The following is a 14,828-nucleotide window of genomic DNA, read 5'->3' as shown; positions in this document are numbered from 1 at the left end:
GGTGAGCGCCTGGAGCAGCGTGGCGGTGATGGCGGCGCCGGCGACGGGCGCCGAGACCGGTGCGGGCACCGAGCAGGGCACGGGCACCGGGGGCAGCACGGGCACGCCGACGGGGACCGGCACCCCCACGGCGCCTCCGTCGCCGACCCTGCCCGGCAGCCCGACGCCCGGCACCCCCACCTCCACCGACGCGACCCCGACCGTGACGACCACCCCGCCGGCCACGACGGCGACCACGCCCACCGAGACGACCGCCACGGACACGGCGGAGGCGTCCAGCCCCGCGACGGAGCAGTGACCTCCCCCCACCGGCCGTCGTCGACCCTGCTCGGTGGTCGCTACGAGCTGCGGTCGCTGCTCGCGACCGGCGGCATGGGGCAGGTCTGGCGGGGGCGCGACGTCGTCCTGCAGCGGAGCGTCGCCGTCAAGGTGCTGCGCAGCGAGTACACCGGGGACGCCACCTTCCTCGCGCGCTTCCGGGCCGAGGCGCAGCACAGCGCCCTGCTGACGCACCGCAACATCGCCGCGCTGTTCGACTACGGCGAGTCCACCGCCGCCGACGGCGAGGCCCTGGCCTACCTGGTCATGGAGCTGGTCGAGGGCGAGTCGCTCGCCCAGGTGCTGAGCCGGGAGGGCCGGCTCGATGTCGACCGCACGCTGGACGTGCTGCACCAGACGGCGACCGGCCTGGCCGCCGCGCACGCCGCCGGCCTGGTGCACCGCGACGTCAAGCCGGGCAACCTCCTGGTCGGCGACGACGGCACGGTGAAGATCACCGACTTCGGCATCGCCTGGTCCGCCGCCAGCGCGCCGCTCACGCAGACCGGCCAGGTCGTCGGCACCGCCCACTACCTCTCGCCGGAGCAGGCCGGGGGCAGCAAGGCCGGCCCGGCCAGCGACGTCTACGCGCTGGGCATGATCGGCTACGAGTGCCTCGCCGGGCACCGCGCCTTCGACGGGGAGAACTCGGTGCAGATCGCGCTGCGCCAGCTGCGCGAGGAGCCCCCGCCGCTGCCCGCCGACATCCCGGAGCAGGTGCGCACGCTCGTGGGGCGCGCCCTGCTCAAGGACCCGGCCGAGCGCTACCCCGACGGCGCCGCGTTCCGGGACGCCGTCGAGGACGTCCGCGCCGGCCGGCTGCTGCCGCCGGTGCCCCGGCCGGCCGGCACCCGCCCGCTGGACGTCCCGCCGCCGCCCGCGCCGGTGACCGGGTCGCGGCCGCGCCGGCTGCGCCTGCTCGCCCCGCTGGTGGCGCTCGTCGTCGGCGCGGGGCTGGGCATCGCCGCGCTCCAGGTGTGGGGTGACGCCCCGGCCGACCCCGGCGGCGGCACCAGCGAGGCCCCCGAGCCGGTGGTGATCGCCGCCGCCGACTTCGTCGGCCGCCCGGTGGCCGAGGTGGAGGCCGAGCTCGCCGCCGCCGGCCTGGGCGTGGAGCTGGTCGGCCGGGAGAGCGATGCCGTGCCCGCCGAGCACGTGCTGGAGCTGGCACCGGTGGGCGCCGTCGCCCCCGGCACGGTCGTCCTGGTCACCTACGCCGTCGCGCCGCCCGAGCCGGAGCCGGAGCCGGACCCGGTTCCGCCCGAGCAGCCGGTGGTCCCCGTGCCGGTGCCCGTCGGGGACGCCGGCGGGGACGAGCCGGACGAGGACGAGGTCGACGAGGACGAGGCGGACGAGGACGACCCCCCGGGCAACAGCGGCCGGAACGGGAACGGCGGCGGCGGGCCCGGGAACGGCCGGGGCAACGGCGGCGGCGAGGGGAACGGCCGGGGCCGCGGCTGACCTCGAGGTCAGCCGCGGGACGGTGCGCCGTCCTCCGCGGCCCGGCCCCCGCGACCGGCGGCCAGCCACAGCGCCCCGCCGAGGGCGCCGAGGGCGGCGGTGAGCAGGAATCCCCGGTCGGTCCCCGCACCGGGCAGCACGACCAGCACCCAGAAGACCGCCAGGCCGGTCAGCCCGCCCGCGGCGATCCGCCAGCCCGTCCGGGCGCCCAGCCGCCGGCCGAGGCCGAGCGCCCCGGCGAACGCGGCCAGGCCCAGCACGGTGCAGGCGGTGGCGAAGGCCGACCACAGCGGGATCGCCGACCACGCGGACTCGGTGCCGAACCGCAGCGACAGGCCGAGCTGGAGCAGCACCAGGGCGAGCGCCACGAGACCGGCGCCGACCAGCGGGGTGCGGTCCCGCGGGGCACGCGGCTGCTCCGCCGCCCCCTCGCCCGCCTCGGCCGGGGACGCGGCGGGGGACGCGGCCGGGGGAGCGGCCGGGGGAGCGGCCGGGCCGCCCAGCCCGGGCAGCCCCGGCACGAAGTCGACCGGGCCCGTCGGCTGCGCGGCGCCGACCGGAGCCGCCCCGGGCTGCACCGCGGTGGAGCCCCCCGGCGTCGTGGCCGGGCCGGCCTGCGCCGGCGGGCGGACGGGTGCCGACGGCGCCGGGAGCTGCTGCACCGAGGTCGGGGTTCCGGTGACCGGCGCGGGGATCGGGATCTCCTGGGTCGACGACGGGGTGGAACCCGTGCCGGCGGCGGGGGTCTGCTGTTCGGACGGCGTGCTCACGGGTGCCTCCAGGTCGGGCTCCGGCGGGACCACCGGTCGACGGCGGTGCGCCACGCACGCTAGCGGCGCCGGGGCCGGCCGTCCGTGTGCCACCCGGAGGGGCGGGCCCCTGCGTCTGCCGCCCCGGCCCGGCGCCCCTAGGGTCGGGCCGTGGTCACGCGCGCCGGAATCGTCGTCACCGGGACCGAGGTCCTCACCGGCCGGGTGGCCGATCGGAACGGCCCCTGGCTCGCCGAGCAGCTGCGGCGCCTCGGCGTCGACGTCGGCCACGTCGTCGTCGTGGGCGACCGGAGCGAGGACCTGGTGGCCGCGCTCTCCTTCCTCGCGGCCACCGGCGCGGACCTGCTGATCACCACCGGCGGGCTGGGTCCCACCGCCGACGACCTCACCGCCCAGGTGGTGGGCGCGTTCCAGGGTCGCGAGCTCGCCCTCGACCCGGCCCTGGAGGAGCGGATCGGCCGGATCGTCGAGCGGCTGATGGCCCGCCGCGGCTGGCGGTCCGACCCGGCGTCGACCGCGGCGGGGGTGCGCAAGCAGGCCCTCGTCCCCGACGGCGCCACGGTGCTGGAGCCGGTCGGCACCGCGCCCGGTCTCGTCGTCCCGCCCGCCGCCGGCCGGACCGGGCCGCCGGTGCTCGTGCTGCCCGGCCCACCGGGGGAGCTGCGGGGCATGTGGCCGGCCGCCCTGGCCGCGGAGCCCACGCGAGCCGCGCTGGCGGGTGCCGCGGAGCTGCGCCAGGAGACGCTGCGGCTGTGGGGCACGCTGGAGGCCCAGCTGGCCGCCACCCTGCGCGAGCTGGAGCCGGAGCTGGACGGACTGGAGATCACCACCTGCCTCCGCGAGGGCGAGCTGGAGATCGTGACCCGGTTCCCGGCCGCGGCCCAGCCGGGCTACGACCGCCTCGCGGCTCGGCTGGCCGAGCGGTACGCGGGGACGCTCTTCTCCACCGGCCCCACCCTCGACGAGCTGGTCGCCGGCGCGCTCGCCGAGCAGGGGCTGACGATCGCCACCGGCGAGTCGTGCACCGGCGGGCTGCTGGTCGCCCGGCTCACCGAGCGCCCCGGCTCGTCGGCGGCCGTGCTGGGTGGGGTCACCGCGTACGCCGACGCCGCCAAGGAGGCGCTGGTCGGTGTGCCCGGCGCGCTGCTCGCCGAGCACGGGGCGGTCAGCCCGCAGGTGGCCCGCGCGCTGGCCGACGGCGTCCGGGCCCGCTTCGGCGCCGACATCGGGGTGGGCATCACCGGCATCGCCGGCCCCGGCGGCGGCACCGACGCCAAGCCCGTGGGGACGGTGCACCTCTGCGTCGTCGGGCCCGACCGGGTCGAGGAGCGCTCGCTCGCCGTGCCGGGCAGCCGGGCGGCCGTGCGGGAACGCTCCGTCACGATGGCGATGCACCTGCTCCGCTCGCTGCTGCTGGGCGGTCCGCCGGCCTGAGCCCGCAGGTGTCCGCCCCGGCCGGCGTGGGCACCTCCGGGCGGTGACGACGCTGACCCTGCACGCGACCGGGACCGCTGCGCCGGCGGAGGTCTGGGAGCGCTACGCCGTCCCCGCGCGCTGGGCGCAGTGGGCCCCGCAGATCACCGGGGTGGAGGTGTCGGCCCAACGGCTGGCCCCGGGCGCCGCCGGCCGCGTGCGGGGCCCGCTGGGGATCTCGGTGCCCTTCACGGTCGAGGAGGTCGACGAGGCCGACCGCCGGTGGGCATGGGTGGTGGCGGTGGGCCCGCTGCGCCTGCGGCTCCTGCACTGGGTCGCCGAGGGCCCCGGTGGCGGGACGACCACCGGGCTGCGGATCTCCGGCCCGGCGCCGCTCGTCCTGTCCTACGTCCCCGCGGCGCGCCTCGCCCTGGCCCACCTCGTGCGCGCCTGAGCTCCGCGGGCCGGCCGCGGGGCTCCACTACCGTGCCGGCATGGCCGCCACCCACGAGGTCACCAACCAGGTCCCGCCGCTGGTCGGGCACGATCCGATCGCCGGGGACGCCGCGCTGGCCGACGCCTGCCGCCGGCACGCCGACGAGGCCACCCTGGCGTCGCTGGGCGAGCTCGGCCGGCTGGCCGGCAGCGAGCAGGCGCAGGAATGGGGCCGGCTGGCGAACGAGAACCCGCCGCGGTTGCGCACCCACGACCGCTACGGCCACCGCGTCGACGAGGTCGATTTCCACCCGGCCTGGCACGAGCTGATGCGCACGGCCTTCGAGCACGGCCTGGCGGGCGCCCCCTGGGCGGACCCGGCACCCCACGCGCACGTCCGCCGGGCCGTCGGCTACCTCGGGTGGACGCAGGTCGAGATGGGCCACGGGTGCCCGACGACCATGACCTACGCGGTCGTCCCGGCCCTGCGGCGGGCCCCCGAGCTCGCCGCCCGGTACGAGCCCGGCCTCACCGCGCGGGCGTACGAGCCAGGCCTGGCCGACCCGGCCACCAAGCGGGCCCTGGTCGCGGGCATGGGCATGACCGAGAAGCAGGGCGGCTCCGACGTCCGCGCGAACACGACCCGCGCCGTCCCGCAGCCCGACGGCACCTACCGGCTCACCGGGCACAAGTGGTTCACCTCCGCGCCGATGAGCGACCTCTTCCTCGTCCTCGCCCGGCTCGAGGAAGGGGTCTCCTGCTTCCTCGTGCCCCGGGTGCTGCCCGACGGCGGCCGCAACGTCTTCCGGCTGCAGCGGCTCAAGGACAAGCTCGGCGACCGCTCCAACGCCTCCAGCGAGGTGGAGTTCGACGGCACGACGGGGTGGCTGGTCGGCGAGCCGGGGCGGGGCGTCCCCGCGATCATCGAGATGGTCAACATGACGCGGGTCGACTGCGTCCTCGGGTCGGCCGCCACGGTGCGGGCGGCGCTGACGCAGGCCGTCCACCACGCCCGGCACCGGCGCGCGTTCGGCGCGCTGCTGGCCGACCAGCCGCTCATGCAGAACGTGCTGGCCGACCTCGCGGTGGAGAGCGAGGCGGCGACGGCGCTGGCCGTCCGGCTGGCCGCCGCGGTGGACGACGGCGAGGCCGCGTTCCTGCGCCTGGCCGGGGCGGCCGCCAAGTACTGGGTCTGCAAGCGCACCCCCGGGGTGGTCGCCGAGGCGATGGAGGTGCTCGGCGGGAACGGCTACGTCGAGGAGTCCGGTCTGCCGCGGCTCTACCGGCAGGCGCCGCTGAACTCCATCTGGGAGGGCTCGGGCAACGTCATCGCCCTCGACGTCCTCCGGGCGCTGGGCCGCGGCTCCGAGTCGCTGGCCGCCGTCACCGCCGAGCTCGAGCTCGCCCGCGGGGCCGACCGCAGGTTCGACGCGGCGGTGGAGCGGCTGCGCGCCGAGCTCGCCGATCCCGAGCAGCTGCCCTTCCGGGCCCGCCGGATCGCCGGTTCGCTGGCGCTCTGCCTGCAGGGTTCGCTGCTGCTGCGCCACGCGCCGACGGCGGTCGCCGAGGCCTTCTGCGCCGCTCGCCTGGGCGGAGAGGCCGGGAGCGTCCTCGGGACCCTGCCGGCCGGCACCGGTGTGGCGGAGATCGTCGGCCGGTCCGCGGTCGCCGCCCCCTGAGGAAACCGTCCCGGGCTACTACTCTCGGGGACGGCTCAGGTGCTGCCCGTCGTCCTCGCGAGCGGTCCGTGCCCCCGGCGCCCGCGGCAGCGGGCAGGACGACCACTGGAAACGAGAGCGGGCAGCGTGCAACCTGGCGACGACCGGCCCCCGGGGGGCCGGCCCGACCCGTTGAGCGGTGTCCCCGACGCGGTGTACCGGCTGGACGGGCAGGGGCGCTTCGCCTACCTCAACGCCGCCGCCGAGCGGCTGCTCGGGCACCGGGCCGAGGAGCTGCTGGGCCGGGACGCCCGCGACGCCTTCCCCGCCCTGCGCGGCTCCCTGGCCGAGGAGCAGTACCGCGAGCTGCTCGCCGACGGCCGGGGGCGGGAGTTCCAGTTCTTCTACGAGCCGCAGTCGCGGTGGTACGAGGTGCGGTTGTTCCCCGACCCGGCCGGGGCGGCGGTGCTCTTCCGCGACATCGACGTCCGCCGGCGCACCGACCAGGAGCGCGACGAGCAGATCCGCGGGCTCACCGCGGTGCTGGAGGCGCTGCCCTCGCCCACCGTGCTGGTCGCCCCCGACGGGAAGATCATCTCGGCCAACGGGGCGTGGTTCCGCAGCAGCGAGGAACTGCTGCCGGTGGCCTCCTGGCCCGGCCGCCCGGGGGAGGACTACCTCACGGCGATGATGCGCGGCCTGCCCGAGGCGGAGCACGGGCGCCTCGCCGAGGGGCTGCGCGGGCTGCTGGCCGACACCGCTGCCTCCGACGGCCGCACCTTCGCCTTCGAGTACTCCTGCCCGACGCGGCGGGGCACGATGTGGTTCCACCTCCAGGCCACCCGGGTCGACGGCGAGGGCCGCGTCGTCGTCACCCACAACGACGTCACCGACCAGGTGCGCGCCCGGGACGACCTGCTGTGGAAGGCGCAGCACGACGACCTGACCGGGCTGCCGAACCGGGCGCGGCTGCTCGAGCTCACCGGTGAGGCGCTCGCCGCCGACCACCGGGGCGGCGTGGCGCTGCTCGTGGTCGACCTCGACGCGTTCAAGACCGTCAACGACTCGCTGGGCCACCAGGTGGGGGACGAGCTGCTGCGGATGGTCGCCGGCCGGCTCTCCGAGCAGGTCCGGCCGGGGGACGCGGTCGCCCGCCTGGGCGCCGACCAGTTCGTCGTCCTCGCGCACGGCTGCGACAGCGCCGAGGCCGCGGCGCTCGCCTTCCGGCTGCAGTCGGCGTTCGGCCGCCCCTTCGCCGCCGGCGAGATCTCGGTGCCCCTGAGCGCCAGCATCGGCGTGGCCGTGGCGCGCCCCGAGGTCTGGGACGCGCACCACCTGCTCAGCGACGCCGACGCCGCCATGTTCGCCGCCAAGAGCTCCGGCCGGGACCGCGTGCACCTGTTCTCACCGGCGCTGCGCGAGGCGGCCCGCTGGCGGCTGGAGGTCGCGACCCGCCTCCGCGGGGACGCCATCGACCAGCTGGTGGTGCACTACCAGCCGGTCGTGCGCCTGGACACCGGCCAGATCGAGGGGGTGGAGGCGCTGGTGCGCTGGCAGCACCCCGAGCGCGGGCTGCTCTCGCCGGACACCTTCCTCTCCGTGGCCGAGGAGACCGGGCAGATCATCCCGATCACCCGCTGGCTGCTCCGGGAGACCACCCGCAAGGCGGCCGAGTGGGCGGCCGAGGGGCTGGCGCTGCGCATGTCGGTGAACGTCAGCGCCCGGCACTTCTCCGCGGAGACGCTGGTGCGCGACGTGCGGCTGGCCCTCCAGGACTCCGGGCTGCCGCCCGACCAGCTCGTGCTCGAGCTCACCGAGACCAGCGTGGCCGAGGACCCGACCCGGGCCGAGGACCAGCTCTCGGTGCTGCGCGGCTTCGGCGTCCGGGTGGCGATCGACGACTTCGGCACCGGCTGGTCGTCCCTGGCGCAGCTGTTCGCGCTCCCCATCGGGACGCTGAAGATCGACCGCTCCCTGCTCGCCGCCGCCGAGCGGGTGGCCGCCGGTGACACCGGCGCGGTGCTCGCGGCGATCGTCGGGCTCACCCGGACGCTGGGCATCCGGTCGGTGGCCGAGGGGATCGAGACGCCCGACCACCTGCGGATGGTGCGCCAGGCCGGCTGCGACCTGGCGCAGGGCTGGCTGCTCGGGCACCCGATGCCGGCCGAGCGGCTGCCCGGGTGGGTGCGCGAGGTGCAGCAGGCCGGCGGGGACCTGTGCGCGTTGGCGATGGCGGGCCGCGCCGTGCCCGTGCGCGGGTGAACCTGCGCCGTCCCGGCCGCCGCGCCACCGCGCCCGCCGGGCCGCCCCGCGCCACCGCGCCCCCCGGAACCGGTGCGGAGCCGCCCGCGGGCGCAGCCGCCGCCGCGCCCGGGCAGACTGTGCCCGTGCTGGACACCTCCGAGGTCGCGACCGAGCCCACCGAGCAGCCGGCCGGCCAGGACCGGTCGCGTCCCGCGCTGGACCTGCTCATCTGGGACGCGCCGAACATCGACATGACCCTGTCGACGGTGATCGGCGCCCGCCCGACGGCGGCCTCCCGCCCACGCTTCGACGCCATCGCGGCCTGGTTCGTCGAGGGGGCCGGCGACCCGGCCTCAACCGATGCGCCCGACGTCGAGGCCTGCGTCTTCGCCAACATCCCGCCGCAGCCGGGCACGCTGCAGCGCTGGGTGGAGGCGCTGCGCGGCTTCGGGTACTCGGTCTTCGCCCGGCCGAAGAGCCAGCCCGACGACGACATCGACCAGGACATGCTCGACCACATCGCCGTCCGGCGGCACAGCCACCGGCTCCGGCGGCTGGTGGTCTTCTCCGGCGACGGGCGGAACTTCGCCGAGCCGCTGGAGGACCTCGCCCGGCACGGCACCGAGGTCGTCGTCGTCGCGTTCAGCGAGGTCGCCGGCTACGCGATCGGCTCGGACCTGCTGCAGTTCATCGACATCGAGGACGTCCCGGGCGCCTTCGTGGAGCCCCTCGACCGCGTCCGCCTCGACGCCCTCCCGCCGGACGGCGCCTGGCTGCGGCCGACCCGCAGCCTGCGCGACTTCGTGGCGGGGTTCACCGCGCGCCGCGGCGGCTGACCGGGCCGCTGACCTGCGCGGATGGCCGCAGCTCACCCGCACGGGTGGTCCGCGCCGGATCCGCTCAGGAAACCGGCCCAGGTGCCGATCGCAGAACCGTGCCGTTCTCGATCCCCCGCCGCCTGGTGGCCGCGCTCCGCCGGAGCGACGTGCTGCCGTCGGCGGGTCCCGCCGCGGCGGAGGGCCGCCCGCTCCGGGGCCGTGCCGCCGCCGAGCTGGCCGCTGCTGTCCCGGGGCTGGCCGAGGAGCGGGCCGAGCGGGCCCGGACGGCCGGGCTGCTCGTCGGCTGGGTCGCGGTCGTCGCCGTGCCCCTGTGGGCGGTCGTCGACCTGGTCACCGAGAGCAGCAACGCCGGCACCTTCCTGGCGGTCCGGCTGCTCTGCGAGATCCCGATGCTGGCCGCCCTCGTGGCGCTCGGCCGGCTGCCGCTGGGCCGCCGCCGGCCCGAGCTGCTGACGTTCTCCGTCCTCGCCGTCGTGCAGGCGGAGGTGGCCTGGATGGTGACGCGCTCGGAGGACCCGCGCTACCACCTGCTCGGCCTCACCCTCGCCATCTACGGCAGCGGCTGCGTCATGGTGGCCCGGCCGCGCTGGACGGTCGCGCTCGTCGCCGTCTCCTGGGCCGCCCTGGGGCTGGCCTCTGCCACCGCCGACGACGGCCTCGCCCCGGGCGACCTGTTGGCGGTCACCGTCTACCTCGCGACCGCGTCGGTCATCGCGGTCCTCGCCCACCTGCGGCGCTACGCCCTCGACACCCGGGAGCTGCACACCCGCGTGCGCCTGGAGCGGGAGCAGCAGCGGACCGGCGTGCTCCTGGCCCAGCTGGAGCGGCTCAGCCACGAGGACCCGCTCACCGGTCTGGCGAACCGCCGCCGCTGGGACGCAGAGCTGGCCGAGCGGTGCACGCGGACCCGCCAGCGGGGCGACGTCCTCAGCGTGGTGCTGGTCGACCTCGACCACTTCAAGGACGTCAACGACCGGTACGGGCACGGCGGTGGCGACGACGCGCTGCGGGCGGTCGCCGGGCTGCTGTCGGCCCGCGTGCGCGGCGGGGACCTCGTCGCCCGCCTCGGCGGTGACGAGCTCGCCGTGCTGATGCCCGGCGCGGACGCGGAGCGCGCGGCGGCGGTGGCCGAGGAGCTCCGCAGCGGGGCGCGACTGCTCCGGCCCCCGGGTTTCGGCCCGGCGCAGCTGAGCCTCTCCCTGGGCGTGGCGACGGCGACCGGCGCCGACGCCTACCCCCTCGAGCTGATGTTCCGGGCCGACGAGGCGCTCTACCGGGCCAAGACCACCCGCAACGCCGTCGGCGCCGGCACGGTCCCGCCAGGGACGCCGGAGCCGCAGCCGGCCGGCTGAACGGACCGGTCCGGCCCGGCGCGTCGGCTGCGCCTGCCGCCGGACGCCCGCGCCGGCGGTTACCGTTCCCGGGCGGTCGGGCCGGAACGCCGGACCGCGCAACGGATGACTGGAAGAGGACCATGAGCAGCGATCCCGGTGCCGACCACCCGGCGGAGCAGACCGAGGTGGAGGTGCGGCTCTCCGGTACCGACGTCGCCGTCAGCGCCCGGGTGGAGGTCGTCCACGAGGGCGTGGTCTCCGTCCGCCCGTCCGCGAGCGAGTTCGTCGACTCCTCGGTCGTGAAGCCCGGTGACGCCGTCGAGGTCTACTGGCGCAGCGAGCACGGCCACCGCGTGCTGCCGGCCGACGTCCTCGACGTGCAGGAGGGCGCGGTCGTGCGCTGGCGGCTCACCGCCACCGGGCCGGCCGAGCACAGCCAGCGCCGCGCGGCGGTGCGGGGCCGCATCGTCGTGCCCGTGGAGGGCGGCCTGGGCGCGGTCGACCTCAAGGGCGAGACCATGGACGTCAGCGAGGCGGGCATGCGCGTCCACTTCGAGGGCTTCGGCATCCTGCCGGACGTCGGGACGACGATGGCGCTGACCGTCCGATTCGAGGACGGCCCCCTGGTGTGCCGCGGGGAGATCATCCGCGTCCAGGCGCGCGCCGCCCGCTGGATCATGAGCATCCGCTTCCTCGACATCGAGGAGCGGGAGCAGGACCGGGTGCGCCGCCGGGTGTTCCAAGCGCTGCGCGAGGAGCGGGCTCGCCTGGCGGAGTGACCGGTCGGGCGGACGGCGGGTAGCCGGGCGCCCCGCGGGGCAGAGGAGCACCGTGATCCCGTCGCCGCCCCGTCTGACCGAGGCACTCTCGGCGCTCCGCGACCAGGTCGCGGCCGTCCCCCTGGCGCTGGTCACGGCCGGCCGCGACGACGCCGTCCGCACGGCCCGCGGCGTCACCGACCAGATCGACGACTACCTGCTGCCCCGGCTGCGCGACCTCGACGCCCCGCTGCTCACCGTCGTCGGCGGCTCCACCGGGGCCGGCAAGTCCACGCTGGTCAACAGCCTCGTCGGGGCCCCGGTCACCACGGCCGGTGTGCTGCGCCCGACCACCCGCGCCCCCGTGCTCGTGTGCGCCCGCGCCGACGCCGCCAGCTTCTCCGGTGACCGCGTGCTGCCGGGGCTGGCGCGGGTCACCGGTGGCGACGGAGGGCCCGGCACCCTGCAGCTGGTGGTCCGGGACGACGTCCCGGCGGGCCTGGCCGTGCTCGACGCCCCCGACGTCGACTCGGTGGTGACCGCCAACCGCGACCTCGCCGGCCAGCTGCTGGCCGCCGCCGACCTGTGGGTCTTCGTCACGACCGCGGCCCGCTACGCCGACGCGGTTCCGTGGGATCTGCTGCGCACGGCCGAGCAGCGGGGGACGGCGCTGGCGGTCGTGCTGGACCGGGTGCCCCCGGAGGCCGCCGCCGAGATCTCCGCCGACCTCGCGGCCATGCTGCGCGACGCCGGCCTCGCCTCGGCCCGCCTGTTCGTCGTCGAGGAGCGCCCGCTGGAGGACGGCCGGCTGCCCGAGGACCAGGTGGCGCCGCTGCGGGGCTGGCTGCACGGGCTGGCCGCCGACCAGGAGCAGCGGGCCGCCGTCGTCCGGCAGACCCTCGCCGGGGCGCTGGACAGCCTGCAGCAGCGCACCGCCGCGGTCGCCGCGGCGGTGGAGGAGCAGCGGGTCGCGGCCGCGGCCCTGCAGGAGGCGGCCGCGGCGGCGTACGACGCGGCGCGCGACGGGGTCGACCAGGGCGTACGCAGCGGCAGCCTGCTGCGCGGCGAGGTGCTGGCCCGCTGGCAGGAGTTCGTGGGCACCGGGGAGTGGATGCGCAGCCTGCAGAGCCGGGTCGGCCGGGTGCGCGACCGCGTCGCCGCGGCGCTGACCGGGCGCCCCGCGCCGGCCGAGAGCCTGCAGGGCGCGCTGGAGAGCAGCGTCGAGCAGCTGCTGCGCGCCGAGGCCGACCGCGCCGCGGAGCGGACCGTCACCGCCTGGCGCGCGCTGCCCGCCGGCCCGGGGTTGCTGGGCGACCGGGAGCGGGAGCTCGCCGCCGCCTCCCCCGACTTCCCCGAGGCCGCCGCGGCGCAGGTGCGTGACTGGCAGGGCGTCGTGCTGGACCTGGTGCGCAGCGAGGGCGCCGACAAGCGCTCCCGGGCGCGGCTGCTCTCCTGGGGCGTGAGCGGCACGGGAGCGGTGGTCATGGTGGCGGTGTTCGCCCAGACCGGGGGCCTGCTCGGCGGGGAGGTGGCCGTCGCGGGCGGCACCACCGCCGTCGGCCAGCGGGTGCTGGAGGCAGTCTTCGGGGACGCCGCGGTGCGCTCGCTGGCGGAGCGGGCCCGGGCCGACCTCGGCGAGCGCTCCGAGGCGCTGCTGCGGTACGAGCAGGACCGCTTCGACGGGCTGGTGGAGGCGGTGGCGCCGCCGCCCGGGGCGGCCGAGGAGTTGCGGGCGACGGCGGCCGCGCTCGTCGGGGCGCGCGGCGCATGAGGCGTTCCGAGGGTGCGCTGGCCGACCGGCTGGCGGCGTTGCGGGAGGCCGTCGAGGTGGCCGACGGGCGGCTGTCGACCCCCGAGGTGGCCCGCGCCCGGGCGGTGCTGGCCAAGGCCGGCGCGCGGGAGGCGCTGGGCGACGCCACGGTGGTCGCGCTGGCCGGTGCCACGGGGAGCGGCAAGTCCACGCTGTTCAACGCGCTGTCGGGCAGCGAGGTGAGCACGCCGGGGGTGCGCCGGCCCACGACCGGCGTCGCGCACGCCACGGTGTGGGGTGCCGACGACGACGGCACCGACCGGCTGCTGGACTGGCTGCAGGTGCCCCGCCGCCACCGCCGGGAGCCCGAGCCGGCGCTCGAGGGGCTGGTGCTGCTGGACCTGCCCGACCACGACAGCGTCCGGCTGGAGCACCGGCTGGAGGTCGACCGGCTGGTGGAGCTCGTCGACGTCCTGGTCTGGGTGCTGGACCCGCAGAAGTACGCCGACGCCGCCGTGCACGAGCGGTACCTGGCCCCGCTGGCCGGGCACGCCGGGGTGCTGCTCGTGGTGCTCAACCAGGTGGACCGCCTCGACGAGGCCGCCGCCCGGGCCTGCCTGGCTGACCTGCGCGGCCTGCTGGACCGGGAGGGGCTGAGCGCCACCCCGCTGCTGGCGGTGTCCGGCCGCACCGGTCACGGGCTGGCCGAGCTGCGCGGCGAGCTGGCCCGGCGGGTCCGCGCCCGCCGGGCGGCCGGTGAGCGGCTGCTGGCCGACGTGCGGGGGAGCGCCGCGGAGCTGACCGCGCACTGCCCGGAGGCCGCGGCCGGGCGGTCGCGGCGCTGGGGGCGCGGGGCCGGCGAGGACCCGGCCCGCGAGCCGGCCGACGACCTCACCGACGCCCTGGCCGCCGCGGCCGGCGTCCCGACCGTCGTCGCCGCGGTGGAGCGCTCGACCCGCCGGGAGGGCACCGGGCGCACCGGCTGGCCGCCGGTCCGGTGGACGCGCAAGCTCCGCGCGGACCCGCTCGATCGGCTGCACCTCGGCGACGAGCGCGCCCGCACGTCCCTCCCGCCGGCGGGCGCGGTGGAGCGGGCACGCATGGCGACCGCCGTCCGGGAGGCGCGCGACGCCGTCGGGGAGGGGCTGGCGCCGGCCTGGCGCGACGAGCTGCGGCGGACGGCGGAGGTCTCCGAGGACCGGCTCGCCGATGCGCTGGACCGCGCCGTGGGAGGCGCCGACCTGGGGCCCGACCGGGTGCCGCTCTGGCAGCGGGCGGCCGCCGGGCTGCAGTGGCTGCTCCTGGCCACCGCGCTCGTCGGTGCCCTGTGGCTGCTCGCGCTGGTCGGGCTCGGGTTCCTGCAGCTCGACGACGTCGTGCCGCTGCCCCGGGTCGAGGGCATCCCGCTGCCCACGCTGCTGCTGGTCGGTGGGCTGCTGGCCGGGCTGCTGCTGGCACTGGTGAGCCGCCCGCTGGTGGCGCTGCGGGCGCGGCGGCGGGGGAGAGCTGCCGCGCGGCGGCTGCACGCGGCGGTGCGCGAGGTGGCCGACGAGGAGCTGCTGGCCCCGATGGCGGAGGTCCGGGCCGACGCCGACCGGTTCTGCGCGGCGGTGACCCGCGCCGCCCGCTGACCGGCGGCCGCCGCAGCCGTCTCGGCCGGTCAGCGCGTCGGGCCGCCGGCGTCCTCCCTCACCGCGCGGTGTCCTTCCTCACCGCCCGCCGCGAGGGAGGACGCTCGATGATCAGGTTCCCCGGGCTCAGGGGGTGGTCGCAACGCCCTGACTGAGCTGGGGGTCGGGGCATGGCGCAGACGGCGGAGCTGCAGCATCTGCGGCGGGCGTTCTGGAG

The 14,828-nt window shown here is 77.7% G+C and carries 12 protein-coding genes; 10 read left to right on the top strand and 2 right to left on the bottom strand.

The features are described 5' to 3' along the window. A partial coding sequence (locus E9529_RS19010) for a hypothetical protein (RefSeq protein WP_236832837.1) occupies nucleotides 1–264 on the bottom strand: 264 nt, incomplete at its 3' end. Nucleotides 265–294: 30 nt separating this feature from the next. Here E9529_RS19010 and E9529_RS19005 point away from each other — a divergent pair. Then, nucleotides 295–1,779, top strand: coding sequence for a protein kinase (locus E9529_RS19005; protein WP_236832836.1), 1,485 nt, complete (start codon nucleotides 295–297; stop codon nucleotides 1,777–1,779). 8 nt (nucleotides 1,780–1,787) lie between these two features. Here the strand turns inward: E9529_RS19005 and E9529_RS19000 are convergent, their stop codons facing one another. Beyond that, the gene (locus E9529_RS19000) at nucleotides 1,788–2,549 is read right to left on the bottom strand and encodes a hypothetical protein (protein WP_236832835.1); all 762 of its coding nucleotides are present in this window, start codon (nucleotides 2,547–2,549) and stop codon (nucleotides 1,788–1,790) included. A 150-nt stretch (nucleotides 2,550–2,699) separates the two neighbouring features. Here E9529_RS19000 and E9529_RS18995 point away from each other — a divergent pair, with 150 nt between their 5' ends. The 9 genes from E9529_RS18995 (at nucleotide 2,700) to E9529_RS18955 (ending at nucleotide 14,611) form a co-directional block, all read left to right on the top strand. Further along, the gene (locus tag E9529_RS18995; RefSeq protein ID WP_236832834.1) at nucleotides 2,700–3,983 is read left to right on the top strand and encodes a competence/damage-inducible protein A; all 1,284 of its coding nucleotides are present in this window, start codon (nucleotides 2,700–2,702) and stop codon (nucleotides 3,981–3,983) included. 43 nt (nucleotides 3,984–4,026) lie between these two features. Continuing rightward, nucleotides 4,027–4,416 (top strand): SRPBCC family protein, encoded by a 390-nt coding sequence (locus E9529_RS18990; RefSeq protein ID WP_236832833.1) that lies wholly within the window; start codon nucleotides 4,027–4,029, stop codon nucleotides 4,414–4,416. A 40-nt stretch (nucleotides 4,417–4,456) separates the two neighbouring features. Further along, nucleotides 4,457–6,076 (top strand): acyl-CoA dehydrogenase family protein, encoded by a 1,620-nt coding sequence (locus E9529_RS18985; protein WP_236832832.1) that lies wholly within the window; start codon nucleotides 4,457–4,459, stop codon nucleotides 6,074–6,076. A gap of 171 nt (nucleotides 6,077–6,247) precedes the next feature. Next, entirely contained in the window at nucleotides 6,248–8,317 is a 2,070-nt protein-coding gene (locus E9529_RS18980; protein WP_236832831.1) for a bifunctional diguanylate cyclase/phosphodiesterase, read from the top strand. Nucleotides 8,318–8,442: 125 nt separating this feature from the next. Continuing rightward, nucleotides 8,443–9,135 carry an NYN domain-containing protein gene (locus E9529_RS18975; protein ID WP_236832830.1) on the top strand — a complete coding sequence of 231 codons (693 nt, stop codon included), beginning with the start codon at nucleotides 8,443–8,445 and terminating at the stop codon, nucleotides 9,133–9,135. A gap of 98 nt (nucleotides 9,136–9,233) precedes the next feature. Further along, on the top strand, nucleotides 9,234–10,490 hold the full coding sequence (locus E9529_RS22845; protein WP_236832829.1) for a diguanylate cyclase: 1,257 nt from the start codon (nucleotides 9,234–9,236) through the stop codon (nucleotides 10,488–10,490). A gap of 122 nt (nucleotides 10,491–10,612) precedes the next feature. Then, complete coding sequence (locus E9529_RS18965) at nucleotides 10,613–11,251, top strand: PilZ domain-containing protein (RefSeq protein WP_236832828.1); 639 nt, start codon at nucleotides 10,613–10,615, stop codon at nucleotides 11,249–11,251. 52 nt (nucleotides 11,252–11,303) lie between these two features. Beyond that, entirely contained in the window at nucleotides 11,304–13,001 is a 1,698-nt protein-coding gene (locus E9529_RS18960; protein ID WP_236832827.1) for a GTPase domain-containing protein, read from the top strand. Continuing rightward, nucleotides 12,998–14,611 carry a GTPase gene (locus tag E9529_RS18955; protein ID WP_236832826.1) on the top strand — a complete coding sequence of 538 codons (1,614 nt, stop codon included), beginning with the start codon at nucleotides 12,998–13,000 and terminating at the stop codon, nucleotides 14,609–14,611. Before E9529_RS18960 ends, E9529_RS18955 begins: the two co-directional genes overlap by 4 nt. The last annotated feature ends 217 nt before the right edge of the window (nucleotides 14,612–14,828 follow it).

This window comes from Blastococcus sp. KM273128, assembly GCF_021698975.1.
In the GTDB taxonomy this organism is placed as follows: Bacteria; Actinomycetota; Actinomycetes; order Mycobacteriales; family Geodermatophilaceae; genus Blastococcus.
The sequence above is the reverse complement of the archived record's forward strand: the minus strand, read 5'-3'. Positions and strand labels throughout refer to the sequence as shown.